Origin of the sequence: Psychrobacter sp. S1-30-MNA-CIBAN-0213 (assembly GCF_040309845.1) — a bacterium.
Lineage (GTDB): Bacteria > Pseudomonadota > Gammaproteobacteria > Pseudomonadales > Moraxellaceae > Psychrobacter.
Genome location: NZ_JBEOPE010000012.1, coordinates 73,264 through 99,493, shown reverse-complemented (window position 1 = coordinate 99,493; position 26,230 = coordinate 73,264). Strand labels below are relative to the sequence as shown.

Annotated in this window: 20 protein-coding genes; 17 read left to right on the top strand and 3 right to left on the bottom strand. The window is 42.4% G+C overall.

Annotation, left to right across the window (positions count from 1 at the left end):
* Positions 1 to 943 precede the first annotated feature (943 nt).
* From thrS to rnr, 4 genes are all read left to right on the top strand, one after another.
* The gene (gene thrS / locus AAEY87_RS11385; protein WP_350657261.1) at positions 944 to 2,878 is read left to right on the top strand and encodes a threonine--tRNA ligase; all 1,935 of its coding nucleotides are present in this window, start codon (positions 944 to 946) and stop codon (positions 2,876 to 2,878) included.
* A 23-nt stretch (positions 2,879 to 2,901) separates the two neighbouring features.
* Entirely contained in the window at positions 2,902 to 3,405 is a 504-nt protein-coding gene (gene infC / locus AAEY87_RS11380) for a translation initiation factor IF-3 (protein ID WP_068038635.1), read from the top strand.
* A gap of 335 nt (positions 3,406 to 3,740) precedes the next feature.
* On the top strand, positions 3,741 to 4,985 hold the full coding sequence (locus AAEY87_RS11375) for a toxic anion resistance protein (protein WP_350657260.1): 1,245 nt from the start codon (positions 3,741 to 3,743) through the stop codon (positions 4,983 to 4,985).
* A 125-nt stretch (positions 4,986 to 5,110) separates the two neighbouring features.
* On the top strand, positions 5,111 to 7,378 hold the full coding sequence (gene rnr, locus AAEY87_RS11370; RefSeq protein ID WP_350657259.1) for a ribonuclease R: 2,268 nt from the start codon (positions 5,111 to 5,113) through the stop codon (positions 7,376 to 7,378).
* Positions 7,379 to 7,464: 86 nt separating this feature from the next.
* Here the strand turns inward: rnr and AAEY87_RS11365 are convergent, their stop codons facing one another.
* The 3 genes from AAEY87_RS11365 to hisA all read right to left on the bottom strand — a co-directional run bounded on the left by AAEY87_RS11365 (position 7,465) and on the right by hisA (position 10,313).
* Positions 7,465 to 7,755, bottom strand: coding sequence for a hypothetical protein (locus AAEY87_RS11365; protein WP_350657258.1), 291 nt, complete (start codon positions 7,753 to 7,755; stop codon positions 7,465 to 7,467).
* An 87-nt stretch (positions 7,756 to 7,842) separates the two neighbouring features.
* A complete protein-coding gene (locus AAEY87_RS11360; protein WP_350657257.1) occupies positions 7,843 to 9,504 on the bottom strand; it encodes a mechanosensitive ion channel domain-containing protein in 1,662 nt (553 codons plus the stop codon).
* A gap of 71 nt (positions 9,505 to 9,575) precedes the next feature.
* Complete coding sequence (gene hisA, locus AAEY87_RS11355; protein ID WP_068038650.1) at positions 9,576 to 10,313, bottom strand: 1-(5-phosphoribosyl)-5-[(5-phosphoribosylamino)methylideneamino]imidazole-4-carboxamide isomerase; 738 nt, start codon at positions 10,311 to 10,313, stop codon at positions 9,576 to 9,578.
* A gap of 916 nt (positions 10,314 to 11,229) precedes the next feature.
* Between hisA and AAEY87_RS11350 the strand changes: the two genes are divergently transcribed.
* The 13 genes from AAEY87_RS11350 to AAEY87_RS11290 all read left to right on the top strand — a co-directional run bounded on the left by AAEY87_RS11350 (position 11,230) and on the right by AAEY87_RS11290 (position 26,214).
* Positions 11,230 to 12,582, top strand: coding sequence for a Na(+)-translocating NADH-quinone reductase subunit A (locus tag AAEY87_RS11350; protein WP_350657256.1), 1,353 nt, complete (start codon positions 11,230 to 11,232; stop codon positions 12,580 to 12,582).
* 5 nt (positions 12,583 to 12,587) lie between these two features.
* Positions 12,588 to 13,823: an NADH:ubiquinone reductase (Na(+)-transporting) subunit B gene (locus AAEY87_RS11345; protein ID WP_068038656.1), complete on the top strand. Its 1,236-nt coding sequence runs from the start codon at positions 12,588 to 12,590 to the stop codon at positions 13,821 to 13,823.
* Positions 13,804 to 14,706, top strand: a complete 903-nt coding sequence (locus AAEY87_RS11340; RefSeq protein ID WP_350657255.1) for a Na(+)-translocating NADH-quinone reductase subunit C — start codon at positions 13,804 to 13,806, stop codon at positions 14,704 to 14,706. The genes AAEY87_RS11345 and AAEY87_RS11340 overlap by 20 nt, the downstream gene beginning before the upstream one ends.
* Before the next feature lies 1 nt (position 14,707).
* A complete protein-coding gene (locus AAEY87_RS11335; protein ID WP_068038663.1) occupies positions 14,708 to 15,379 on the top strand; it encodes an NADH:ubiquinone reductase (Na(+)-transporting) subunit D in 672 nt (223 codons plus the stop codon).
* Positions 15,379 to 15,987, top strand: coding sequence for an NADH:ubiquinone reductase (Na(+)-transporting) subunit E (gene nqrE / locus AAEY87_RS11330; protein ID WP_068038666.1), 609 nt, complete (start codon positions 15,379 to 15,381; stop codon positions 15,985 to 15,987). Before AAEY87_RS11335 ends, nqrE begins: the two co-directional genes overlap by 1 nt.
* 178 nt (positions 15,988 to 16,165) lie before the next feature.
* Complete coding sequence (gene nqrF, locus AAEY87_RS11325; RefSeq protein WP_068038669.1) at positions 16,166 to 17,401, top strand: NADH:ubiquinone reductase (Na(+)-transporting) subunit F; 1,236 nt, start codon at positions 16,166 to 16,168, stop codon at positions 17,399 to 17,401.
* A gap of 130 nt (positions 17,402 to 17,531) precedes the next feature.
* A complete protein-coding gene (locus AAEY87_RS11320) occupies positions 17,532 to 18,689 on the top strand; it encodes an FAD:protein FMN transferase (protein WP_350657254.1) in 1,158 nt (385 codons plus the stop codon).
* 129 nt (positions 18,690 to 18,818) lie between these two features.
* Positions 18,819 to 19,064, top strand: coding sequence for a (Na+)-NQR maturation NqrM (gene nqrM, locus AAEY87_RS11315; RefSeq protein WP_068038672.1), 246 nt, complete (start codon positions 18,819 to 18,821; stop codon positions 19,062 to 19,064).
* A 324-nt stretch (positions 19,065 to 19,388) separates the two neighbouring features.
* On the top strand, positions 19,389 to 20,657 hold the full coding sequence (locus AAEY87_RS11310; RefSeq protein ID WP_350657253.1) for an MFS transporter: 1,269 nt from the start codon (positions 19,389 to 19,391) through the stop codon (positions 20,655 to 20,657).
* A gap of 104 nt (positions 20,658 to 20,761) precedes the next feature.
* Positions 20,762 to 21,835: an alpha/beta hydrolase gene (locus AAEY87_RS11305; RefSeq protein WP_350657252.1), complete on the top strand. Its 1,074-nt coding sequence runs from the start codon at positions 20,762 to 20,764 to the stop codon at positions 21,833 to 21,835.
* Between the two features lie 136 nt (positions 21,836 to 21,971).
* Positions 21,972 to 22,802 (top strand): arylesterase, encoded by an 831-nt coding sequence (locus AAEY87_RS11300; RefSeq protein ID WP_350657250.1) that lies wholly within the window; start codon positions 21,972 to 21,974, stop codon positions 22,800 to 22,802.
* Between the two features lie 69 nt (positions 22,803 to 22,871).
* Positions 22,872 to 23,618 (top strand): ABC transporter ATP-binding protein, encoded by a 747-nt coding sequence (locus AAEY87_RS11295; protein WP_502945472.1) that lies wholly within the window; start codon positions 22,872 to 22,874, stop codon positions 23,616 to 23,618.
* A complete protein-coding gene (locus tag AAEY87_RS11290; protein WP_350657249.1) occupies positions 23,596 to 26,214 on the top strand; it encodes an ABC transporter permease in 2,619 nt (872 codons plus the stop codon). The genes AAEY87_RS11295 and AAEY87_RS11290 overlap by 23 nt, the downstream gene beginning before the upstream one ends.
* The last annotated feature ends 16 nt before the right edge of the window (positions 26,215 to 26,230 follow it).

The following is a 26,230-nucleotide window of genomic DNA, read 5'->3' as shown; positions in this document are numbered from 1 at the left end:
CTTAAACCGTTATGGCTTAACCTATCTAGCGAGCCGACTATCATATCATAATGATTTGATTTGTCAAGCTTTTATTTTAAGTTCTTCAGTAAGATAGTCGCTTCGTTAGTAGTAAACCTTCTTACTAATTTCGCTGCTATTCCCTTGCTGTGGGGCGTATTATAGACAGTTTGAGCTGGGTGTCAACCGCTTTTTCTAAGCTTTTTAGATTAATTCTAGGAAATATAAAATAACAGATGTTTTTCAATAGGTTACAATGAAAGGTATTTTCTAATGCCTGTATAATATACTAAGAATCGCTATTTAGATCTAGGTAGACTACTAGATCATACGGTTTGGAGTACTTTTATAATTCCTATGACCTATTATCTTTAACTTTTTTGATATGCATCTTTCTTTAGTCTGTATCGACTTATCTATCGACACTATTGATATTATAGACAGTGACTATATATAGATGCTGCTTATAATAGAAGTAGAACTATATATAGTGAGAAGTAAGAGACATAGGTAGTTTATAAATGCATAGGTTATTCGATTAGCCTTATCTTATAATATAGCCATTATCTGTTTGTCATGTGTTCAACAATGTCTTCATTAGATATTATATTTCCTATAGTCTAGGTGAACTATCTCTCTAACCCTTGCCGCCTAGTGTTTATAGATGGTTTTTGTTATAGTAGTTGCCCTAATGGCATTACTTGTCTTGCACTGTCAGTTAACCGTATTTAAAGGGCATGTTGCTGCGTTTTTTTTATGTATTAGCTGTATTAGTAGGTTGGATAAACAACCAAACAGCTATATATGAGCTAAACGTGTTCGAATAATGCCTATATCTCTTAACGTATCACGTTTAACGTATATAATTTATGTGGTCTCACGGTCATATGATTGATAGTTGCAATCATCACTGCCAACGGACTCAAAAACAGGTGAATAGATTATGGTAGCGATTACTTTACCCGATGGAAGCGTCAAAAACTTCGAAGGCAATACTACAGTCATGGAAGTGGCACAAAGCATTGGGGCGGGTCTTGCTAAGGCCACGGTCGCTGGACGTGTAGATGGTCATCTAGTTGATGCTTACGATCCTATCGTCTTTGATGCTAAGGTTGAGATTATTACCCCAAAAGACGATGACGGTGTCGATATTATTCGTCATTCATGTGCTCACTTGTTAGGTCACGCTGTTAAACAGCTCTACCCTGACGTTAAAATGGTCATTGGCCCTGTCATAGATGATGGTTTTTATTATGATATCTATAGTGAGACGCCGTTTACACCTGAGCATATGGAAAAAATTGAAAAACGCATGATGGAGCTTATTAAGCAAGATTATGATGTCATCAAGAAAATAACGCCACGTGCTGAAGTAATAAAGATATTCGAAGAACGTGGTGAGGATTATAAGCTCAAATTAATTAATGATATGCCAGGTGAAGAAGCCTTTGGCTTGTATCATCATCAAGAGTATGTGGATATGTGTCGTGGTCCTCACGTACCTAATACACGTTTCTTAAAAGTATTTAAACTGACTAAAATGTCAGGCGCCTATTGGCGCGGTGATGCTAAGAATGAACAGCTACAACGTATTTATGGTACTGCTTGGGCAGACAAAAAACAGCTAAAAGCATATATCCAACGTATCGAAGAAGCAGAAAAACGTGACCATCGTAAGATCGGTAAAGCGTTAAATCTATTTCATATGCAAGAACAAGCCCCAGGCATGGTATTTTGGCATGCTAATGGATGGACGATTTATCAAGTACTTGAGCAATATATGCGTAAAGTACAATATGATAACGGCTATGAAGAAATCAAAACGCCGCAAATCGTTGATCGTAGTTTATGGGAGCGTTCTGGACATTGGGGCAACTATGCGACCAACATGTTCACTACATCGAGTGAAAACCGTGATTATGCGGTAAAACCGATGAACTGTCCGTGTCATGTGCAAGTATTTAACCAAGGTTTAAAGTCTTATCGTGACCTACCATTACGTATGGCTGAGTTTGGCTCATGTCACCGTAACGAACCATCAGGCTCACTACATGGTTTGATGCGTGTACGCGGCTTTACACAAGATGATGCGCATATCTTCTGTACCCAAGCACAAATTCAGCAAGAAGTAGCAGACTTTATTAAGCTAACCCTTGCCGTTTATGAAGACTTTGGTTTTGATAACATCATCATGAAGCTTTCAACTCGTCCTGAAAAACGGGTTGGTAGCGATGAGTCATGGGACTTCGCTGAAAAAGCCTTAGCTGATGCTCTTGATAGCTCAGGTCTTGACTGGGATTATCTACCGGGCGAAGGGGCATTTTATGGTCCTAAGATTGAATTTAGTCTTAAAGATAGTTTAGGTCGCGTATGGCAGTGCGGTACTATTCAGGTCGATCCTAATATGCCTGAACGTCTCGATGCTGAATTTGTTAATGAGCAAAATGAGCGCGAAGTACCTATTATGTTGCACCGTGCAATCTTAGGTTCGTTTGAGCGCTTTATTGGTATACTTATCGAAAACTACGCTGGATGGATGCCTGTTTGGCTTGCCCCGCAACAAGTAGTTGTTATGAATATTACCGATAAACAGGCAGAAAGTTGTAAAAATGTTGTTAATGAGCTAAAAAATGCAGGTTTACGTGCAGTTAGCGACTTGCGTAACGAAAAGATTGGATTTAAGATACGAGAGAAAACATTAGAACGTATTCCCTATATGCTAGTATTAGGGGATAAAGAAGTTGAATCAGGCAGCGTCAATGTCCGAACCCGCGAAGGTGAAAACCTAGGCGTGATGACTGTTCCTGAATTCATCAAATTAGTACAGACTGTCGTTGCCGAAAAAGGCCGTCAGAATCAAAAAACAGATCAGGAGTAATACCTATTAAACAGTCAAACCGTCTGAACACCAATGAAGATATCAGTGTTAAGGAAGTTCGTCTTGTCAGAGAAGACGGCGAACAAATGGGCGTGGTCGATATCGATACCGCTATGAAAGCGGCACGTGATGAAAATCTAGACTTAGTTGAATTAGTGCCGGATGCCAAGCCGCCAGTATGTAAGATCATGGATTATAAGCATTTCCTTTATGATCAGAAGCAAAAAGCGAAAGAGGCCAAGAAAAACCAAAAGCAAACTCAGCTTAAAGAGATGAAACTGCGTCCTAGTACTGAAGAAGCTGATTATCAGGTAAAACTGAAAAAAATCGTTAGCTTTTTGGAAGACCAAGACAAAGTTAAAGTTAGTATTCGCTTTCGTGGTCGCGAAATGGCGCATCAAGACATTGGTCGTAAGCAACTTGAACGTATCATTGAAGATACTGCCGATATCTCAAACGTCGAACAACATCCAAAAATGGAAGGTCGACAAATGGGTATGCTGCTTGGGCCTACCAAGAAAAGATAATTAGACAGCGAATATTTAAGCTTGCCATATTTACTTGTCTTTATTTTTGACCATCAATATGCTGCGGGATATTGATGGTTTTTTACTATTGTTTGTCATAAATTTATTATTCTAATTACCACATAGTTTTACAAAATCAGCCTTCACGACTCTTTGGTTACACGGTAATCTTAAAATCTATTCCGCATTTTCTATTAACAACAACTTAATAACTATAATTCAATTAATAGACTCTCAGCTCCTATAATTGCTGTTTGAATTAGAATAATGGACAATAATCAAAATTATTTAGTAATCCAAAATATTTGATCTATTACTTATCTATAGGAAAACTTATGCAAGAACTAACACCTCCAGAAAATACGAATACGCCAAGTATCTCTCTGACTCCTCCAGCTCCTGTAAAAGAAATAGAAAAAAGTGAATCAGATCAGATGGTTAAGTTGGATGAGAGCCAAATTCCAGAGCTTGATGCCAAAGTCGATGCTTTCGTTGATCATGTCATTACCAACCCAGTGCATGGTCCTGACTTTCAGCAAAACTTGCAATCCATTCATAACTTGGGCACTAAGGAAATCCGTGAATCTGCACAAGTATCTAATCGGATGCTGGAACTTCCTGCCAAGAGTATCAACGATAGCTTGTTTGATAACTCACCGATTGCCAAATCTCTTACTGAATTACGCGGTATTGTAGAAGATTTGGATCCGAGTAAAAAAGAGCTGACCAGCTCACGCAAACTATTCGGTCTCATTCCATTTGGCAATAAAGTACAAGATTATTTCCGCCAATATGAATCGGCGCAATCACATATCAATGCAGTGGTGACCAGTCTATACAATGGTAAAGACGAGCTACTCAAAGACAATGCCATGATTGAGCAAGAAAAAGTCAATATGTGGGATTTGATGCAATCTATTCGTCAGTATATCTATGTTGGTAAAAAGATTGACGAACAGTTAGAGCAGAAGGTCTATGCTCTAGAAGCTACTGACCCTGAAAAAGCACGTATCATTAAAGAAGAAATGCTATTTTATGTACGCCAAAAAAATACTGATTTTTTGACTCAGCTGGCTGTTAACGTACAAGGCTATTTAGCGTTAGATACCATTCGCAAAAATAACTTAGAGCTTATTAAAGGGGTTGATCGCGCTACCACTACTACCATTTCGGCATTGCGTACTGCAGTAGTCGTTGCACAAGCTATGACAAATCAAAAGCTAGTCCTAGATCAAATTACAGCGTTAAATAAAACGACTAGTAGTCTGATTGAGTCTACCTCGGCTATGCTTAAACGCCAATCTGGTGAAATTCATGAACAAGCGACCAGTAGCACTATTGAGCTTGATAAACTACAAAATGCTTTCAATAATGTCTACGATACGATGGATATGATTAGTAATTATAAAATTGAAGCACTAGAAAATATGAAGCAAACCGTTAATACTTTGACAACTGAAGTGGATAAAGCGCAAAAATATTTGGACAAATCTAACCAAACCACTGTGCTTGAAGTTTCAAAAGAAATAGATAGTAAAAAGATTACAAACAAATCTGGTGCTACTGATATCGATATTTGATACAGCAGTTTGTCCAGTAAAAGCATGCTGTCAAATACACATAACATCATTGACGCAAGATATTAATCTGTTGTTCGTGTTAAGATAGCCATTATTAATAATTTTAAAAATAGATACGGTAATTTATGAGTTGGAATGATCCAAACGCCTCAAGCGAGGCACAAAAATACGATAATCCTATCCCTAGTCGTGAGCTGATATTACACACGATCGCTGAACACGGTGAAGCGACACATCAGCAGTTGGCAAAAGCTTTCGATATCAATGATCCTGATCAATTTGATGCGTTGGGTAATCGTCTAAAAGCAATGGCTCGTGATGGCCAAGTTAACCGCGAAGGGCGTCCTTATCGCTTTCGTACAGTCACGCAGCAAGATGTTGTCACTGGTACAGTATCTGCTCACCCAAAAGGTTTTGGCTTTGTCGTGTTGGCAGATATGCCAGATTTGTTCCTGCACGAAAAGCAAATGCGTTGGGTGTTCAACGGTGATACGGTCAATGCTATTGGTACGTCGACAGACAACCGTGGTCGTACTGAGGGCCGTATTGTTGATGTAACCGAACGTCATCAAAACCATTTTATCGGTACGCTTGCTCGTGATGAAGATGGCTACTGTGTTGAGCTTGGCAGTCCTAACAATCATCAGCCGATTACAGTCACCGAAGATAACATACAAGAGTTAGGTGCTAAGAAAGGCGATCCGGTTAAAGTTGATGTCATTGACTGGCCTAATCAGCATGAGTTTGCTACTGGTAAGATCACCGAAGTACTTAGCGATGATAATGATCGTGAGCTGATCATTGAGACGACTCTACTTAATTACGATATTCCGTCTGAATTTAGCGAAGCGGCACTTAAGCAAGCTAACGACTACCGAGAGCCTAGTAAAAAAGACTTAAAGGGTCGTACTGACTTACGTGATTTGCCGTTAGTAACTATTGATGGTGAAGATGCGCGTGACTTTGATGATGCCGTGTTCGCTGAAAAACGCTCTGGCGGTAACTATCGCGTACTGGTCGCTATTGCTGATGTTAGCCATTATGTGACGCCAAACTCTCCACTTGATCAAGATGCTTATGAACGTGGTACTTCAGTTTATTTCCCGCATCGCGTCATCCCAATGTTGCCTGAAGTACTGTCGAACGGCTTGTGTTCGCTTAACCCTTCAGTTGATCGATTATGTATGGTTGCCGATATCAAAATATCGCGTGCTGGCAAGGTGACAGGTTACGAATTCTATCCTGGGGTCATGCATTCACAAGCACGTTTAACTTATAACCAAGTCAATGATTATTTTGCCAATCCAAAAGATGACAGCATTCCAAAATCATTGACAGATAATAAAGATGTCAAAAAATCTGTCGATACGCTACATCAGTTATATGACTTGCTCATTAAAAAGCGCGAAGAACGTCATGCGATGGAATTTGAAACTGTTGAGACTTATATTAAGTTTAATGAGAAAGGCGGTATCGCGGCTATCTTGCCACGTACTCGTGGCGATGCTCATAAGCTCATCGAAGAGTGCATGTTACTTGCCAATACCTGTGCGGCAAACTTTGCATTGAAAAACGAGCTACCTGTACTATATCGTAATCACGATAAGCCTGATGGCGAAAAATCAATGCGTGTTCATGAATACGCAAAAAACTTTGGTTTAAGCTTTCCAGAAGAAAGCCCAACGCAAGCGGATTATCAACGCATTATTGAAGCCACGAAAGATCGTCCTGATGCGGTTAGTATCCACAGCATGTTACTACGCTCGATGATGCAGGCCAACTACGCACCTGATAACATCGGTCACTTTGGTTTGGCATATGATGAATATAGCCATTTCACTTCACCGATTCGCCGCTATCCTGACTTGATGCTACACCGTGCCATTAAAGCGAAAGTAACTAATAGTCAGCATCCCGTCATGGACTTCTCTCTTGATGGTGCAGGTACGCAGACTTCAGATACCGAACGCCGTGCTGAAAAGGCTTCACGTTTTGTAGAATCTTGGCTTAAATGTCATTACATGAAAGATCATGTAGGCGAAGAATTTGATGGTGTCGTTACTACAGTGACTAGCTTTGGCCTATTTGTGACGTTGACTGATCTATATATCGATGGTCTAGTACATATCTCAAATGTCGGTGATGATTTCTTTGTCTATGATGAGCAGCAGCAGCAGCTTATCGGCAAAGACAAAGGCACTTTGTTTGGACTTGGTGATTTGGTCAAAGTAAAAGTCGCTGGTGTCAATATGGATTTGCTCCAAATTGACTTTGATTTAAAAGCTAAGTTGCAGTCTAGTGAGATGAATCAAACAAAGAAAGGCCAGCCTAAGAGAAGCTCAGCTAAGAAAAGCAGTAGCAGGAACACTAAAGGTTCGGGCAAAAAGAGCTAAGTTGATGTTTAAATCTTAAAGTCAAAAAAAGGCTAAAGTTATCTTTAGCCTTTTTTTTTGCTTTTAATTCATCTACTTCAAGCAGATTACTGAGCATTACTCATTTGCTCGAAGCGCTCTTGCTCGACTTGCTGTGCTTGATTTATTTGGCTAGTTGCATTATCCATGATAGCTTTGGGCTGCTTCCCCAAAGGCTGGCTTGCAATATTTGCTGAATTAGATAGCTTATCATTAGACATAGTTGTAGCTGTAGTATGGATAGGCGTGGCATTACTTAGTGCTACTGCTCTATTTTGCTCATGGCGATTACCATTGATGATATTGAAACCTAGTAAAATGACAATACCTATCAGTGCTAGGATAATTAAATGTTTCATCTGCATGACTTACTTCTCGTGATATTGCTAAGTTTGTCATCTTACAATGCATTTATTATGCCTAACTTTTATACCTTACGATAAAGATTATTCTTGCGGACTATTTTTGTCTAATAAATCCGTTTCATTAGAACTTTCCGCAATTTCTTGTTCAACTTTTTCCATCAGTTTTTCATCAGGACGAGCATCAAACACGTCATCAACATTATCTCCATTCAGGATTTGCTTAGCGCGCGCTTTAGCCTGTTTTTTATCTTTATCATCTGCTGAATTTTCACTACTCTGCTCATTCTCTGGTACAGAAGTCATGGGCGTTACAGTCAGCTCAGAACTGTCTATACCTTTACCATTTTGCATATGCTCAAATGCTTTTTCTAATTTATTGTTAAAACGTAGTCGATAAATAGGTTCAGGTAGGCTGAAGCCTTGGTTTTCTAGAGCATGCTTAGTTTCACGAATAGCAATACTACGTGCTTTAGCAAAGTCAGTCTCTGACTGATCCACCCAAACTTGAAACTCAAGAACGATATTAGAATCACCAACATGAGTGATGACAGCGATAGCTTTAGGTTTATCTAAGACAAAACTTAATGTGCTTATCGCGTCTAGTCCAACTTTAATTGCCGCTAATGGATCATCATTGGCATCAACACCTAGTTCGAAGGTAAAACGGCGCTCAGGATTTTTAGTATAGTTTAAAATAATTCCTTTAAAAACTTCGGCATTCGGAATACGTAACTGATTACCGTCTAACGTCATTAGAATAGTTGCCCGTGAGGTCAAGCGCACTACAATACCCTCATGCTCGTTGATTTTTACTTGATCACGAGCACGAAATGGCTGACGAATACTTAGCATGAGAGAGGCAATATAATTCTCAATAGAATCCTTTACTGCGAAACCAACAGCAATACCAATCACCCCTGCACCGCCAAGTAGCGTGCCTAAAATAGTCTCTGCACCTATCAAGCTCAACGCCAAAATTAGACCAAAAACAATAAAAATCACTTTAATCGTTTGGGATAACAGTTCGGCTACAAAGGGATTGGGAGTCAAACGCTGCCATATTCCTTGACGTTTGGACAACCAACTGCCAAACCAAGCCACAATGCCAAATATAACAATGCCTACCAATAATAACGGTAAAGCTTTGACTAAATTTGTACCTTGAGTTTTGAGGCCTTGATATACTGTTGAAACATTATCTTGTACATCGAGCGTACGATTAATCTTATCTTCAACCGTCACTACATCCGTTAAGCGATTGGTAAGGTTAATCGCTTGCTGGGCTTTTTTCTCGTTCGGGGTTTCCCCTGTTAAAGTGACAACACCTTGGGTAACACTGACATTGACTGTCTGTAAGCCATCAATCTCGGAGAAAATACCGCTAATACGCTGACGAATGTCATTGTCTTTTTGCGGGGTAGGTGTGGTTTCAATTTGAGCATTATTGGTGCTCTCACCACTAATAACTGGCGGTGCCTCTATCGGCGTTGGTGCAGTAGGTAACGCGCTACCACCATCTTCTATGCTCTCTAACACGTTACTTTCTGGTTTAGGCGCTGTAGCAGGTTCTTCTTCTGCGCTTATAGAAGTATTGCTATCTACATTTGATACTGCTGCAATGCTTTCCAACTCTTCACCAACGGCATGAGCAGGCAAGCCATAAAAAATAATAATTGATAATAATAGCCGACCTAGGACTTGCAAATATTTATGTATAGATAGATGGTCAAAAAAAGCTATCATAAGTATCCTTTATTAATGTATCAACTATAATTGCCTATATGATAAACATAGGCAACTATATTAATAGACTATCAACTGTCTAGATAACTTTGAGCCTCGCCAAGATCTAGTGTACCTTCATAAATGGCGCGCCCTGTAATGATACCTTCAATACAATCACCATAAGGCTTTAACAGTTTAATATCTTGCATATCAGTGACACCGCCTGAAGCGATCACTGGCAAACCACCCTCACGTGCCAAATTGACCGTTTGTTCAACATTGACGCCTTGCATCATGCCATCACGAGCTATATCGGTATAGACGATTGACGATACACCAACATCAGCAAAACGTTTGGCAAGCTCAGTTGCTTTAGTATCGGTGACATTTGCCCAGCCATGAGTGGCTACCATACCGTCTTTGGCATCAATACCAACGATAATGTGTCCTGCAAACTCGCGACAAGCCTCAGTAACGAAATCAGGATCTTCAACCGCTTTTGTACCGATAATAATATGAGTAAGGCCTGCAGTGATATATTGCTCAATAGTATGCAGATTGCGTACCCCGCCGCCTAATTGAATAGGTAGTTTGGGATAAGCTTTAGCAATATCATGAACCACGCGCTTATGTACGGGTACACCATCAAATGCGCCATTAAGGTCAACCAAATGCAGACGCCTTGCTCCCTCTTTAACCCAGCGACCTGCTACCGCTACGGGGTCATCAGAAAATACCGTATCATCCTCCATACGGCCTTGTTTTAAGCGTACACATTTGCCATCTTTGAGATCGATAGCTGGAATAATCACAGGCGCAGCACACATACAGCATTCCTTATAAAAATATTTTATTAAAAAAAGTAAAACAGAAACAACAATAATTGAAAAATGTTAAGAAAATAATATAAAGTATGCACTCAACTGAATATTTATATTCAACAGATTAGATACAACTTAAGTTTGTGTTTTTAGTTAGAATTCTAGTCATCGTTTGGCTAAAATTAATTATTGATAACTATAAGTTTCAGCCTTTAAATTCGGCACTACAATTAGATAAATTCAATTACTAACTGGCAATTTTAGGTTAATTTAGCGTATAATCCTAGGTAAATTTGTATTTGTTTCTATATCTTAGCCACGCATGACGAGCATCTACAGATAGCTTGATAATGTTCGACTATAAAGGTATGACAAAGTACAGACAACAAATCGGTGAAATGTTGACCATAACCTTGTCTGTTATTCCGATAAACCAGTAACGAGTAGATTGGCATGGTTTGAAGTTGTATGCTAATCGTTTAATTGGTTTGTTTTTGATCAGATTATCATATATTGAGTCTAACGGTCTTGTGACCATCCTAGAACTCATCTATATGATACTAGTATTACAATGTTTCAAATTTTAATAAAACGCATGGTAAGCCTATCTTTGAATTAAAGTGCTCACTCTAAGCGACTAGCTTTGGAGGTTTACTTTAATTTGATAGATTTATCATGCATCTTGGTAGCCGGTCGCCATATTGGTAATTCGAATAAGACGTTAACGTGTTGTTAAGGAGTCTAAGGTCAGCGTTAATACTCTTACTTGCAGTAATACTTAAGCTTTACGTTTAAGGCGTTCAATCACAGCTTTGCTTTAGGGCTGCTGATTGATAGCTTTTAATTAAGCTTTTGCTAATACTGCCGTCGTACCAAACAGGACGTCTGGTATCGTTTTAGACTATGGACTAAGTTTTCGCTTATGATTACCATCAAGAAAGGTTTGGATTTGCCCATCACAGGTGAGCCCTCCCGCGAGATATCAGAGCACAGACCAGCACATGTGGCACTCGTTGGTTACGATTACGTAGGTATGAAGCCTACGATGAATGTCACAGAAGGTGACATCGTAGCTAAGGGTCAACCCGTTTTTGAAGACAAAAAACGAGTGGGCGTTATTTATACTGCCCCTGCTGCTGGTAAAGTCATCGCCATTAAACGTGGCGAACGTCGTGTCTTTGAAAGTCTTGTAATTGAGGTTGACCCAAACGGTGAAGAAGTAGAGTTTCAGCGCTATGACTCCCAGCAACTTGCTGACTTAGACTCTGAAGCTGTTGAAACTCAATTGCTTGCTTCTGGTGAGTGGACTGCATTTCGTACGCGTCCTTATAGCCGCGCGCCTGATATCGGCGCTCGTCCGCATGCTATCTTTGTCACCGCTATGGATACCAATCCACTAGCGTTTGACCCGATGCTACTGATTAATGAACAGACACAAGCGTTTAATGACGGCCTTGCTGTTTTATCAACGCTGAGTCCCAAGACTTTCGTTTGTCATCATTCTGAAGCCAATATAGCACCAGTGCCACATACGGCGACAAACAATGTTACTGAGTATCATAGCTTTGCGGGTAAACATCCAGCAGGTCTTGCTGGTACGCATATTCACTTTTTGCATCCAATTAGTCGCGGTGTGACCGTCTGGACGATTGGCTATCAAGACGTAATTGCTATTGGCAAACTCTTTACCACTGGTCGTTTATATACGCGTCGTCTGCTAAGCTTAGCTGGCCCTGCGGTCAAATCTTCGCATTTAGTGGCAACTGAGCGCGGTGCTGATATTACAGCATTGACCAAAGGTCAATTGGCTGCTGGCGAGAACCGTATTATTTCAGGTTCAGTTCTGTCTGGTCGCAGGTTGTTTACTAATGTGGCCTACCTTGGTCGTTTTCACAATCAGATCAGTGTGCTATCTGAGGGTCGTGAGCGCCCAGCGTTTCACTTCTTTAGTCCGGGTGCAAATCGCTTCTCTAAACTTCCTATTTATATCTCGCAATTTTTTGGTGGCAAGAAGTATAACTTTACCACGACGAGCAATGGCTCACCGCGAGCAATGGTACCTATCGGGGTTTATGAAGAGGTCATGCCGCAAGATTATCTGCCGACCCAGCTATTACGTGCTTTAATCGTTGAAGATATTATCACTGCGGTTGATTTAGGCGTACTTGAACTAGACGAAGAAGATTTAGCATTATGCACCTTCGTATCTCCTGGCAAATATGAATTCGGTGATATTTTGCGTGATAACTTAACGCGCATTGAGCTGGAGGGCTAACCACGATGAAATTTTTACACAATATGTTCGATCGTATGGAGCCGTCTTTCACCAAAGGTGGCAAACACGAAAAGTACTACGCTATCTTTGAGATGTTTGATACGTTTTTACGTCAACCAGGCTCAACAACTTATGCCTCATCACACGTACGTGACGGTATTGACCTGAAGCGCATTATGATTACCGTATGGCTATGTACCTTCCCAGCAATGTTTTGGGGTATGTACAACGTCGGTCATCAAGCGTTAACCGCCATCGCTCAATTGGGTTTGCAACCTGAGGGCTGGCGTACCATAATCACTGGCATGGCTGGCTATAATCCAGATAGTATCTGGGCAAGCTTAGTCTACGGGGCAATGCAATTTTTACCGATTTATATCGTCACCTTTGGTGTTGGTATTCTCTGTGAGATTATATTTGCCGTAGTGCGTGGGCATGAAGTAAACGAAGGTTTCTTTGTGACCTCAGTACTGTATGCACTGATTTTGCCACCAGATATTCCATTATGGCAAGTTGCTTTAGGTATCATCTTCGGTGTAGTCGTTGCTAAAGAAGTTTTCGGCGGTACTGGTAAAAACTTTCTTAACCCTGCTCTATCAGGTCGTGCGTTTTTATACTTCGCTTATCCAGCCTATATGTCTGGTGACTCAATATGGACAGCAGTCGATGGTTTCTCAGGCGCAACTCCACTTGGCCTTGCAGCACTTGGTGTGACTCCTCAGGACTTCGTTGATGTCTATGGCAATGCGATCACTTGGGGTGATGCGTTCTTAGGTAATATGCAAGGCAGTATCGGTGAAGTATCTACGCTTGCAATTTTGATGGGTGCGGCCGTTCTACTTTGGACGCGCATTGCATCATGGCGCATTATGGCAGGCTGTGTGGTTGGTCTTATCGCCACCTCTCTTGTCTTTAATATGATTGGCTCTGAAGACAATCTGATGATGAACCTACCATTTTATTGGCATCTAGTTATTGGTGGCTTTGCGTTTGGTGCTGTCTTTATGGCAACTGATCCCGTTTCAGCTGCACATACTAATAACGGCCGCTGGGCTTATGGTATTTTGATTGGCTTTATGACGGTACTGATTCGAGTAGTCAATCCAGCCTTCCCAGAAGGCATCATGCTGGCCATTCTATTTGCTAACTTATTTGCTCCATTGTTTGATTACTTTGTGACCCAAGCAAACATCAAACGCCAAACAGCTCGGAGGGTTCGTTATGTCCAAGCCCAAAAGTAATAATACAAAAACCATCAGTGTGGCATTGACGCTATGCTTGGTGTGTTCAGTATTGGTTTCAGCAGTTGCAGTTGGTCTTAAACCAATGCAAGTTGAAAATGCACGCTTAGATCGTAATAAAAACATCCTAGTAGCAGCCGGTATGTATGATGCTGAATCTGACACCGCTGCAGACGTTGCTGAACGCTTTAAAGATTTTGAAGTCGAGATTGTTGATTTAAACAAAGGTAACTATCTCGATGATGACGCTTTGAAAGTAGCGGGTATTCCTGATCGCAATGCTTATGATGCTAGTCAAGCAACTAAGAATAAAGCTTTGAGTGAAGACTTAGGTAGCAACGATCCTGCTGGTATTGGCCGTAAGCCTAAATACGCAAAAGTCTATGTTAAAAATGATGACGCAGGTCAACCTGAAATGGTAGTCCTACCGATTCAAGGTTATGGATTATGGGGCACTATCTACGGTTTCTTAACGCTTGAAAGCGATATGAATACCATTAAAGGTATTAGCTTTTATGAGCATAAAGAAACCCCAGGTCTAGGCGCTCGTATCGAAGAGCCAGAGTGGCGCGCAAAGTGGAGCGGTATCCATTCATATGATGAAAATGGTGATGTTGCTACTGGTGTGACCAAAGCTGGTAACCCAAAAGAAAACTGGGTAGATGGTATCAGCGGTGCAACACTTACTGGTCGCGGTGTAAGCAACATGATTCAGTTTTGGTTAGGTGAGCAAGGCTATAAACCTTACCTAGATGCGCTGCGCGAAGAGAGCGGTCAAACAATTGATAAAGCTGATACACAAGCCAAATCAGATAACAAGGCAGCTCAACCTACAACCGAACTGGCAGCAGCGCTATCAGTAGCAAACGGCAAGGAGGCATAACATGGCTGACACAAAAAGTATTTTAACCTCGCCTATTTTTGATAATAACCCCATCGCCCTACAGATATTAGGTATCTGTTCGGCGTTGGCGGTAACGACGAGTATGTCCAATGCCTTAGTCATGTGTGTGGCATTGACATTGGTAACGGCTTTTTCAAGTTTCTTTATCTCAATTATTCGTAAGCAAATCCCATCAAGTATTCGTATTATTGTACAGATGACGATTATCGCCTCATTGGTTATCTTGGTCGATCAGGTGCTAAAAGCAGTTGCTTACGATGTCAGTAAAGGACTATCGGTATTCGTTGGTTTGATTATTACTAACTGTATCGTCATGGGCCGTGCAGAAGCATTTGCCATGAGTAATCCACCAGTACCAAGCTTTTTAGACGGTATTGGTAACGGTCTTGGCTACTCTGCGGTACTGCTATTCGTCGCTACTATCCGTGAGCTCTTAGGTTCAGGAACGTGGTTCGGTATCACTATCCTACAACCAGTAACTGACGGTGGTTGGTATTTACCAAACGGTCTATTACTACTACCGCCATCAGCGTTCTTTATTATTGGTTTATTCATTGCCATTGTCCGTATTTGGAAACCAGAACAGGTTGAAGAAGCAGAGTTTGTAATGAAGCCGCAGTCTAAAGGTATGGCACACGGAGGCGGTCACTAATGGGACATTATATTAGTTTATTTATAACCTCAGTTTTTATTGAGAATATGGCGCTTGCCTATTTCTTAGGCATGTGTACCTTTTTGGCAGTGTCCAAAAAAGTCTCCACAGCTATCGGTCTTGGGGTTGCTGTCATTGTAGTAATGGCCATTACTGTGCCATTGAACAATCTATTGTTCCAGTTCATCCTAAAAGATGGTGCGCTGGCATGGGCAGGCTTCCCTAATATTGATCTTAGCTTCCTAGGTCTACTAAGTTATATTGGTCTCATTGCAGCTACCGTACAGATATTAGAGATGTTCTTGGACAAGTTTGTGCCAAGTTTATACAACGCTCTTGGCGTGTTCTTACCGCTAATTACTGTAAACTGTGCCATTTTAGGTGGCGTACTGTTTATGGTAGAGCGCGACTATAACTTTAGTGAGTCTGTGGTATATGGCGTAGGTGCAGGTTTTGGTTGGGCAATTGCTATCACCGCATTAGCAGGTATTCGTGAAAAGCTTAAATATTCAGACATTCCAGCACCGCTGCGTGGTCTTGGTATTACCTTTATTACGGTTGGCCTTATGTCGCTCGGCTTTATGTCGTTCGGTGGTATGTCCATTTAAACCGCTAAGCTTAGTGCCGCTAATTAATTGATTGTTTAATTCATGAATTAGCGGATGCTCTAGCTTAAAACCCTATTTAGCTATTTGACCTATTTAATTCATTTATTCGGTAGGCGTTCGGGTAGAGTGATAAATTCATACTCCCGCACCCCTACCCCATAGATTAAGGATACATATCATGGATTATGCTACGGCGATTGGTGGCGTTGCTATGTTTACCTTGATCATCATGGGCCTTGTTGCCATTATTTTGGCAGCACGCTCAAGACTGGTCAGTTCAGGCGATGTTACTATTCATATCAATGATAATCCCGATAATGATGTTGTGACTCCAGCAGGCGGTAAACTACTACAAACTCTTGCCAGCGAAGGTATATTTTTATCTTCAGCATGTGGTGGCGGTGGTACGTGTGCTCAATGTCGCTGCCGTGTTATTGAAGGTGGTGGTTCTATTTTACCCACCGAAGAAGGCTATTTTACTCAAGGTGAAATCCGTAATCATATGCGCTTGGCTTGTCAGGTAGCTGTCAAGCAAGATATGAAAATCGAGATTGATCCTGAATTCTTTGATGTACAAAAATGGGAATGTGAGGTTATCTCGAACGATAACGTTGCAACCTTTATTAAAGAGTTGGTGCTGAAAATTCCAGATGGCGAAGAAGTTAACTTCCGCGCCGGTGGTTATGTACAGCTAGAAGCGCCACCGCATGAAGTACATTATAAAGACTTTGATGTTGATGAGGAATATAGAGAAGATTGGGAAAAATTTGGTATCTTCAAATATGTCTCAAAAGTTGATGAGCCGGTCATTCGTGCTTACTCAATGGCCAACTATCCTGAAGAAAAAGGCCTCATCAAGTTTAATATTCGTATCGCAAGTCCACCTCCACGTGGTCCTGACGGTATTCCACCAGGCAAAATGTCTTCTTGGACGTTTAGCTTAAAGCCTGGCGATAAAGTTACGGTATCAGGCCCTTACGGTGAGTTTTTTGCTAAAGATACTGAAGCTGAGATGATCTTCGTTGGTGGTGGTGCTGGTATGGCTCCAATGCGCTCGCATATCTTCGATCAGCTTAAACGCTTAAATTCTGATCGTAAGATCAGCTTTTGGTACGGTGCGCGCTCTATTCGTGAGATGTTCTATGTTGAAGATTACGATCAACTAGAAGAAGAGTTTGATAACTTTGAGTGGCATGTGGCCTTATCTGATCCACTTCCTGAAGACAATTGGAACGGCTATACTGGCTTTATTCATAATGTCTTGTTAGAAGAGTATCTAAAAGACCATCCAAACCCAGAAGACTGTGAATACTACATGTGTGGGCCACCAATGATGAATGCTGCCGTCATCGATATGCTACACAGCCTTGGTGTTGAAGATGAAAACATCATGCTTGATGACTTTGGCGGTTAAGCTTAATAGTTAAAATACTTGTTTATTTTGACTTATGCTTATTTTGACGGTCACTATGAAATGCATAAAAAAGAGCGTCAATAGTGGCGCTCTTTTTTTTAATCCATTTTTGCTGTTGGATAAATCCACCATGTTAACTAAAGATAAATCCTACATAAGCTTACCTACAACTAAGCCTCAGGATGAACGAAGGACAGCAGGTAATACTGTATTATTTGCTGCTGCAGCACTTAGCCTAGCTGGTTTAACAGCCTGTCAACAAACGCCTGATTATAATTATTTGATCGGTGAAACGATGGGCACAAGCTATCATATCAGTTACCAGTTGCCAGAAAATGTTGATGAAGCAGATATCCAAGCGGCTATTAACGAGCGCTTGCAACAGATCAATGACAGTATGTCAACGTACCAAGCTGATTCTACTATCTCTAAATTCAATAAGTTAGGTAAAGACACGCCTATCATCATTGATGCCGATTTTAGTCGCGTGCTCGACGTCTCGCGACAAGTCTATACCGAATCCGGTGGAGCATTTGATCCTACCGTTATGCCTCTTATCAATACTTGGGGGTTTGGTAGCACCATGACTGTTGAACGCTTACAAAGCCCACCTAGTGCAGAGGCTATTGCACAAGCAAGTACCTTGGTAGACTTTGATGGCGTCGTAAAACAAGATCAAACGATTTACAAAACTAAAGATGGTATTGGTTTGGACTTTTCGGCAGTAGCGAAGGGTTACGGCGTCGATGTCATCGCTGATGTACTCAGAGATCGTTATCAAATTCGTAATTATATGGTTGAGATTGGTGGTGAAATTGCGACTGCTGGCGTTAGCAATCAACAACAGCCTTGGCAAATCGCCATTGATGCCCCTATTGAGGGTAGTACTGTGAGCGAGCGCCAGACTATCACTGCTATTCGTCAACCTATAAAAACCAACAACCAGTTGCATCTAGCGACTTCAGGCAACTACCGTAATTCAGTGATATTCGATGGCAAGCACTATAGCCATACGATTGACCCTACTACTGGAAAACCTATCGTTGGTGGTGCACCTTCGGTAACTGTTGCGGCAGACTCAGTTGCGCTAGCTGATGCATGGGCAACGGCACTTACTGCTATGCCTTATAAAAAGGCATTGAATGTCGCTGAAGAGCAAAATCTAGCCGCACTATTTGTGATATTAGCTGATGGAGTACAACCGAACGATTCGGTAGATAGTCTCGATGATTGGCAAGTAGTACAGACGCCTGCGATGCAAGCATTACGTGCTGATAAACAGCCTTAGTCTCTAATCATTATGCTTTAAAGCATACTCGAAGAGTAAACGGACAGTGCAAAAATTTGCTATACTATTAAGGTGTTATCTCTATAAATAAAGATAGCACCTCTATTTTTAAAAAACGAGGTTTCCTCTATGTTTAGTCAATTGCTTCCCATGCTTGCCATCACCTTTACCGTATTTATATTGTTCTTTGTATTTATGGGTATTGGCTATATGGTCAAGAAAAAGCCGCTTAGAGGATCTTGTGGCGGTGTTGCTAAATTGATGGGCGATGAAAACTGCTCATTCTGTGGTAATGATCCTAATAAATGTGACTCAATCATCGCTGAACAGCAAGAAAATGCGTTAAAAGCCGCTCAATTAGGTAAATCTGTATAAACGCCTGCGCTAGTTACCATACGCTGGTAGTATTTACCTAACATCTGTTCCTATAATAGCGTCTAGTCCTTTGAAATGGATTGGCGCTATTTTTAGTTGTGCTGTGCAATTATTTATAAATAGCTCTTTATAGTCAGCTTTCAAAATAGTCAGCTTTTCAAAGTCACTACTCATATACTACGTTTGCCCTATTCAATAGGGTAGCAAGCTTGTATTTCTTGCGCTCTGCAAGTACTTTCTAGTTCTGATTTATTATATCAATCACCGTTTAGGTGCGTTTTCTATGGTGTTATTTGCAAGCGACGACTCTATCGGCGCTGTTTAATGACGTGTCCTTTTTCTTACTCTAATAGTCGTGCTGCTATGTCTACCTCTCCAAACTCGCAGTCATTTAAGCTGCCCTCCTCACGCTTTACTTTTTGGCTCGTATTATGTGCCATAATTTTACTTGCCACCAATATGCGGGCGCCGATTGTTGCGCTTGGCTCTATTGCGCCAGTAGTACAAGATGCGCTCAACATTTCTGAGACTCAGATTGGTTGGCTAGGTGCAGTGCCCATGCTGACTTTTGCAGTGGGCGCGCTTATCGCACCAGCGATTGGTAAGCGCTTTGGTCTTGAGAACACGCTCATTGTGATGGTTGCACTACTCACCTTTGGTATGGTGCTGCGTTCCGTCGTTCCTACGTGGATTGGCTTTTTGAGTGGTACATTATTACTAACTTTAGCCATCGGCTTTGCTAACACTTTGGCGGCACCCGTTATTAAACAACGTACGCCGAAACATATTCCATTGATAACTGGTTTATTTAGTTTAACGATGACGGTGTCGGCTGGCATAGTAGCAGGAGTCGTATTACCGCTATCTGAGCAGGTAGGTTGGCAGTGGGCGCTTGGTGGTTGGTCGTTTTTAGGCATATTTGCTATTGTACTTTGGGTATTTTTACGTCTGCGTCTCGGCTCGTCTAATCATCAAGCGGTTGACCTGCCTAAGTTAGGATCTTCAGAGATATCCATGTGGCGCACGCCTTTTGCTTGGCAAATTGCAGTCTTTATGGGTTTGCAGTCACTGCTGTTCTATACCGTTGCCAGTTTCTTGCCATCTATTTGGGTAAGCCAAGGACTATCAGCCGTTAAAGCCGGACAAATGGGTTCGGTATTTCAATTTATGGCACCGATCGCTATCTTAAGCTTAACTTGGCTGGTAAACCGGGGGCGTCCTATTCAAGCGTTGGCGGTATTTGCTGCTGTGTTAAACGTCATTGGTATCATAGGGGTAAGCTACTTATCTACTGACCTTGCATGGTTATGGTCAGGCTTAATGGGCATTGGTTGCTCAGCGATTTTTACTTTAAGCATGATGTTGTTCTCGCTACGGACTTATACGACCAACCAGTCTAGCGAGCTGTCTGGCATGGCTCAATTCGTCGGTTATTTAATTGCGTTTTTTGGTCCATTAGGGACTGGTTGGCTACATGAAGCGACTGGCAGCTGGGATTTGCCGCTTTTTATTATGCTAATCTTGATGATTATAAACGTTGTGATTGCTTGGATGGTAAGTCGTCCGGTGATGGTTGATGGTCGCCCTGCTTAGCTTAAAAAGTGTTTGATGTGTGTTTAGCTATCAGCAACCACTAACAATGCCGACTTGTCACTTATCAAACGCGCTTTAATACTGATAAACTCAAAGGAATGAAAATGAGCAACTCTATCAAACAAAATAAAGCTGACGCTGAAAGCAAAGTCGATTTATTACCTGCTGTTGCCAACTATCTAAGTATATTAAACCAGCAGCTGCTGCCTGCCTTTATTAATACAGGCAGTATCCCTAACGCCATCAATGCCAGAGATGGCCTAGCAAATTTAACTCATACCTTTGTCACCGAAGCCGTGAATGTGGCGCTAATAGTCGATGACATCATTGAATGTGATGCGTCAACTAACGATGCTTATGATGTGCCTACTTATCATGTACCAGTGCGCCTTTTTTATCCTAGCTTGCCTGATGCTTCAATAGAGCAGACTGAGCAAACACCACCACCCGTGATGCTGTACTTTCATGGTGGCGGTGGTACAGCGGGTAGCGTCTCTGTTTACCATCAAATTCTATGCCGTTTAGCGAAGCATACAGGTCACATTATTGTTGCCCCAGAATACCGCCTTGCGCCAGAAAACCCCTACCCTTGTGCTCAAAACGATGCTTGTACCGCTTTGCTTGGATTGCCTGAACTACTCGCCCGCCGTCACATTAGCACGAATGAGCTAGTAGTAGCAGGAGACAGTCATGGTGGGGCATTAGTCACCAATCTGCTACGCGACCCTAGAATAATAGAGTCAGGCATAATAAATGATATCAATGCGCAAGTACTTATATATCCTAGTGTTGACTTTACTATGAGCTGCCCCTCTATTGAAAAATACGCCAATGGTTATCTGCTCAGTCAAGCGCGTATCAGTTGGTATTTTGACCAGTATTTTCAACATAACTTTCAACACGATGAAGACAGACAGGCAAAGTCCGCTCTATTTGCCAGCTCAGATGAGCTGGCGCATCAACCCCCTGCCCTTATCATTAATGCAGCGGTCGACCCGTTATATGATGAAGGCGTTGCTTATGCCGCCAAACTTAGCGAAGCTGGTGTTGACACGCAGCACATCACTTTTGACAAAGTCATTCATGCTTACCTAAATATGGAAAATCTTAATCCTGATATCTGTAAACAAACTTATCAGGCCATATCTGAGTTTTTGGGTAGCAAAAGTTCTGAATAACGCTAACCAATCTCAGACAGTCAGCCGCTATCAAAGTTGTTAAGGTGTTTTTTGATCATAGTATCAGCTACTTGTGAATATTAAGCCTGCCCTAATATAAAGCAAATAATGCCAATAAATATGTAACGGAATCACTATGTCATTGCCTTTAATAAAGCCTTATTTATCTAAATTTTTATCAAAGAAACTTAGCTTAGCGCTATTGACCAGCTTAGCACTGGTAGCTTGTAGTCCAACTGATAATGCTGATACTACTAGTGCTAACGCGAACGAGCCTGTAACAGATGCTTCTCAAACAGAAGCCCTCAATAATGTCACTAACGAAGTTTCACGTGAAACAGCGACTGAACAAGATAACGTCGTGGCGATTGAACAACCTATTACTATTTTAGCACTTGGCGACTCTCTGACCGAAGGCTTAGGCGTAGACCCTGATGACAATTACCCTGCCCAATTAGAAGCAACGCTCAAAGAAATGGGCTATGAGAATGTCAAAGTCGTCAATTCAGGACTTAGCGGTGAGACCAGTACGGGCTTGGTCAATCGTTTGGACTGGGTCGCACAAACCAAGCCTGATATTACCATTTTGACCATCGGTGCGAACGATGCTATCCGTGGTATTGACGTGGCAACGGTTGAAGACAATATCCGTACTGCCGTTAAACGCTTGCAAGACAATGGCAGTGAAGTCATCTTGGGCGGCATGCAGATTTATGACAATCTTGGCTCTGACTATGTAGACTCGTTTGCCGCGATTTATCCCCGCGTCGCTAAAGATATGAACGTCACGCTGATTCCTTTCTTTTTAGATGGTGTGGGCGGTGACCCTGAGCTCAACCAAGCTGATGCTATTCATCCAACCAAAGATGGCTATACGATTATCGTTAATGATAATATCCTGCCAATCTTAGAACCTAAGCTTGAAGCCCTTGTAGAAGAAGCAATGGTAGAGAATGAAAGCAACTGATTCGACTGATTCAGAAAACTCTAACAAGCCAGCGAAAGTAACAGACACTACGTCAACTGAGACCCTGTAATGACCTTATCAAATCCGACTGCACCATCGTCAACACCAATATCAGAATCTATACCAAATTCTGCACAGCAAGCGCTATTAACCGCCTCGCATCTCAATAAAACCGTGCAAGTCGGGGAACAATCACTGTCTATTATCAAGGACGTTAGTATTCATGTTGATGCTGGCGAGTTTGTAGTGATTATGGGTAAATCAGGCTCAGGAAAATCAACTTTGCTTGGTTTGCTGGCAGCGCTAGATTATCCCGATAGCGGCTCGGTTGAGCTGGCTGGACAGACGTTAAGCAGTCTTGATGAAGATGCGCTGGCGGTCATTCGTCAACGTGATATGGGCTTTGTCTTTCAGTCGTTTCACCTACTGCCAACTTTGACAGTGGCGGAAAATATTGCGTTCCCGCTTGATATCGCTCGACGTCCGAATAAAGCACGCGTCAACGAATTGATTGAAGCCGTCGATCTGGGTCATAGACGTCACAGTCTGCCCAATCAACTATCAGGCGGCGAGCAACAGCGCACGGCGGTGGCTCGAGCATTGGTATCGCAGCCAAAGATTGTATTTGCTGATGAGCCGACAGGTAATCTAGATGAGCAAAATGCTGATCAAGTAATGAACCTGCTATTAGATTTACGCCAGCAGACGGGTTCGGCACTCGTCGTCGTGACTCACGATCCTGCGCTTGCCGAAATGGCGGATCGAGTCATTACTATGCATGACGGTATGATAGATGGGTCGAAAATTAATGGATAACATGGATAAAGAGTCAAATTATTCTGGTGGCATGATAAGCCAGCTTTTCACTCGCAATCTAGGCGCACAAGCGTTAAGTCGCAGTTGGTGGCGGCGCTGGGTATATCCGGTGCTGTTTTTATTAACGCTCACGCTATCGCTTGCCACCTACCTCACTCTTGATTCTATCCAGCAGTCTGTTGATAGCTATATCACAGACAATCAGCGCGCGCTAATCGGTGGTGATCTGATACTTGAGAGCAATCAAGAGTGGCCAGCGGATATTTTAAAGCAAGTTCAAACCCTGCCTGACAACCAAATCGTCTACGATCATCAGTTCAGCTCTATGGTAGTTACCGACGAGCAAACCTTACTGGTGCGCGTTAAAGGTATCACGCCGGCTTATCCGCTATACGGAACAGCAGAAACGGCTTCGGGCAAACCCTTATGGCAACAGCTCAAGCCTGACACCGTAGTCGTCGCGCCAGAAGTCCTACAAGGTATCAATGCCGATGTTGGCGATAGCATTACCATTGGCGAAGGGCAATTTACGATCAGCGATGTGCTGACCAAAGAGCCGGATCGTCCGCTCAGTGCCTTTGACTTTGGCGGGCATGTCCTCATGCAAGCAGACGCACTGAAGGCAACCAACTTACTCGGTCAACGTAGCCGCGTGCGTTATCGCATTGAGATGGCAGGAGACGCTGAAACCATAGAGCCGCTACGTGAGCAATTAGAGCAAACCTTGACCAGCTACCCTGATATTAGGCTGTCTGATATCGATTCAGAGGACACGCAAATATCGCGCATCTCTGACAATGTGTTGATGTTTTTAAAGTTACTCGTCATTGCGGTATTGCTATTATCTGCGGTGGCGATGTATGGGGTCATCACGGCTTTTGTGACCAAGCAGCAGTCCAATAATGCGATTCGCTTGGCCTTAGGTGAGCCTCTCAAATCTCTCAAACGTAGCTATTATCAGCTACTGATAGCAACCACTGTTATCGCCTGTATTGCAGCGAGTATACTGAGTTTCGGCTTACTGCAAATTGGTCAGCCGTATCTTATTGCCATCCTGCCAGCAGACGTTGGCCTAGCCATCAACCCTGTCAGTATAATCAAAACCATCATAATCGCTCTAGTACTGACCTTACTGATTGCCCAGCGTGGCTTAAGCACTCTCAGCACTACTAAGCCTGCAACCTTACTCAATCAAGGTGCTAGCCAGCAATCACAAAACCTGCCTTGGTATCGACGCCTACCCCTATTATGGTACGGTCTGATGCTGGTAGGACTGTATGCGTTTTTTGCTTATGAAGTTGGCTCATTAACATTTGGCGCGCAGCTACTTGCTGGTCTAATTGCCTTTGTGGCGATATTTTGGCTATTGGCACGCGCTTGGCTATGGCTGCTGACCAAATTGGCGATGAATACTGATATCAGTTGGATGAAGCGTATTGCTATTCATAACCTTGCGCGTAAAGGAAACCAATCTGCGCTGTTTTTTGTCACCCTATCGCTATCAGTGGCTGTTCTCACGCTCATCACCACGCTCAATCATAGTATCAATGCCCAGTTTATTAATGCGTATCCTGAAGATGCACCCAATTTATTTTTATTAGATGTACAAAGCGATCAACATGAAGATATTGATGCGTTAATCGGTGCGCCAGTGAGCTACTATCCTGTCATTCGCGCCCGCGTGGTGACTGCAAATGATGTACCTGCGCAAGATATCGAACCTGCGGATGGCTTTGATGAGCCTACTCGCGTCTTTAATTTAAGCTACGCAGATACGGTGATGGACACTGAGTTTATTACTGATGCGGTCAAAGATAACGAGCTGTACTCGCCTATCGAGGCTATCGAAGCTGATGGTCAACAAGGTCAGACGCCACAGATTGCGCCACTGTCTATTTTAGATACCGCGGCAGGCATGCTCAATGTCGGCATGGGCGATCAGGTTCGTTTTAATATCCAAGGTATCGAAATCGTTGGTCAGATTACCAGTATTCGCTCACGTTACGAGCGTGGCCCAAGCCCATATTTTTATTTCTTATTTGAGCCATCGGTGCTATCTGCTGCTCCGCAAATCCAATTTGCCACCGCGCATGTGGCAGAAGATGCTATCCCAGAGCTGCAAGGTAAACTGGTACGCGAATTCCCTGCCGTCACTACCATCGACGGTACGGCAATCGCTGAACAAGTCCAAGAACTGGTGGTACAAATGAGCCGCTTGGTCTATGTCTTTACGCTACTGGCATTGCTGACGGGCGTCATGGTGTTGATTAGCTCGCTTCTCTCTACCTCGCAAGATCGCATGACGGAGAGCGCTTCGTTCAGGCTATTAGGGATGCAAAAGCGCGACTTATATATGCTCAATATCTTAGAGCTTGGGGTGCTTGGGATTAGTGCGGCGACATTTGCGGTCGTTATCGCCAGCGTTGGCGCATGGGCTGCGATTACCCAATGGTTTAACCTACGCTTTAGTGTGCCGTGGATGAGCTTAGGCATTGGCGGTGCAGCTTTGGTTGCCTTGTTATTTGGTATTGCTATTATTTATGTCAGATTGGTGATTGGACGCGGGATTATGGCGAGAGTAAGGGCGATGATTTAGTGGTTTGAGACTAAAG

Bases quoted from the DNA above. Each gene is read 5' to 3' on its own strand.
- thrS (WP_350657261.1), top strand. From the start codon at position 944: ATGGTAGCGATTACTTTACCCGATGGAAGCGTCAAAAACTTCGAAGGC.
- AAEY87_RS11375 (WP_350657260.1), top strand. From the start codon at position 3,741: ATGCAAGAACTAACACCTCCAGAAAATACGAATACGCCAAGTATCTCT.
- rnr (WP_350657259.1), top strand. From the start codon at position 5,111: ATGAGTTGGAATGATCCAAACGCCTCAAGCGAGGCACAAAAATACGAT.
- AAEY87_RS11365 (WP_350657258.1), bottom strand. From the start codon at position 7,755: ATGAAACATTTAATTATCCTAGCACTGATAGGTATTGTCATTTTACTA.
- AAEY87_RS11360 (WP_350657257.1), bottom strand. From the start codon at position 9,504: ATGATAGCTTTTTTTGACCATCTATCTATACATAAATATTTGCAAGTC.
- hisA (WP_068038650.1), bottom strand. From the start codon at position 10,313: ATGTGTGCTGCGCCTGTGATTATTCCAGCTATCGATCTCAAAGATGGC.
- AAEY87_RS11350 (WP_350657256.1), top strand. From the start codon at position 11,230: ATGATTACCATCAAGAAAGGTTTGGATTTGCCCATCACAGGTGAGCCC.
- AAEY87_RS11345 (WP_068038656.1), top strand. From the start codon at position 12,588: ATGAAATTTTTACACAATATGTTCGATCGTATGGAGCCGTCTTTCACC.
- AAEY87_RS11340 (WP_350657255.1), top strand. From the start codon at position 13,804: ATGTCCAAGCCCAAAAGTAATAATACAAAAACCATCAGTGTGGCATTG.
- AAEY87_RS11335 (WP_068038663.1), top strand. From the start codon at position 14,708: ATGGCTGACACAAAAAGTATTTTAACCTCGCCTATTTTTGATAATAAC.
- nqrE (WP_068038666.1), top strand. From the start codon at position 15,379: ATGGGACATTATATTAGTTTATTTATAACCTCAGTTTTTATTGAGAAT.
- nqrF (WP_068038669.1), top strand. From the start codon at position 16,166: ATGGATTATGCTACGGCGATTGGTGGCGTTGCTATGTTTACCTTGATC.
- AAEY87_RS11320 (WP_350657254.1), top strand. From the start codon at position 17,532: ATGTTAACTAAAGATAAATCCTACATAAGCTTACCTACAACTAAGCCT.
- nqrM (WP_068038672.1), top strand. From the start codon at position 18,819: ATGTTTAGTCAATTGCTTCCCATGCTTGCCATCACCTTTACCGTATTT.
- AAEY87_RS11310 (WP_350657253.1), top strand. From the start codon at position 19,389: ATGACGTGTCCTTTTTCTTACTCTAATAGTCGTGCTGCTATGTCTACC.
- AAEY87_RS11305 (WP_350657252.1), top strand. From the start codon at position 20,762: ATGAGCAACTCTATCAAACAAAATAAAGCTGACGCTGAAAGCAAAGTC.
- AAEY87_RS11300 (WP_350657250.1), top strand. From the start codon at position 21,972: ATGTCATTGCCTTTAATAAAGCCTTATTTATCTAAATTTTTATCAAAG.
- AAEY87_RS11295 (WP_502945472.1), top strand. From the start codon at position 22,872: ATGACCTTATCAAATCCGACTGCACCATCGTCAACACCAATATCAGAA.
- AAEY87_RS11290 (WP_350657249.1), top strand. From the start codon at position 23,596: ATGGGTCGAAAATTAATGGATAACATGGATAAAGAGTCAAATTATTCT.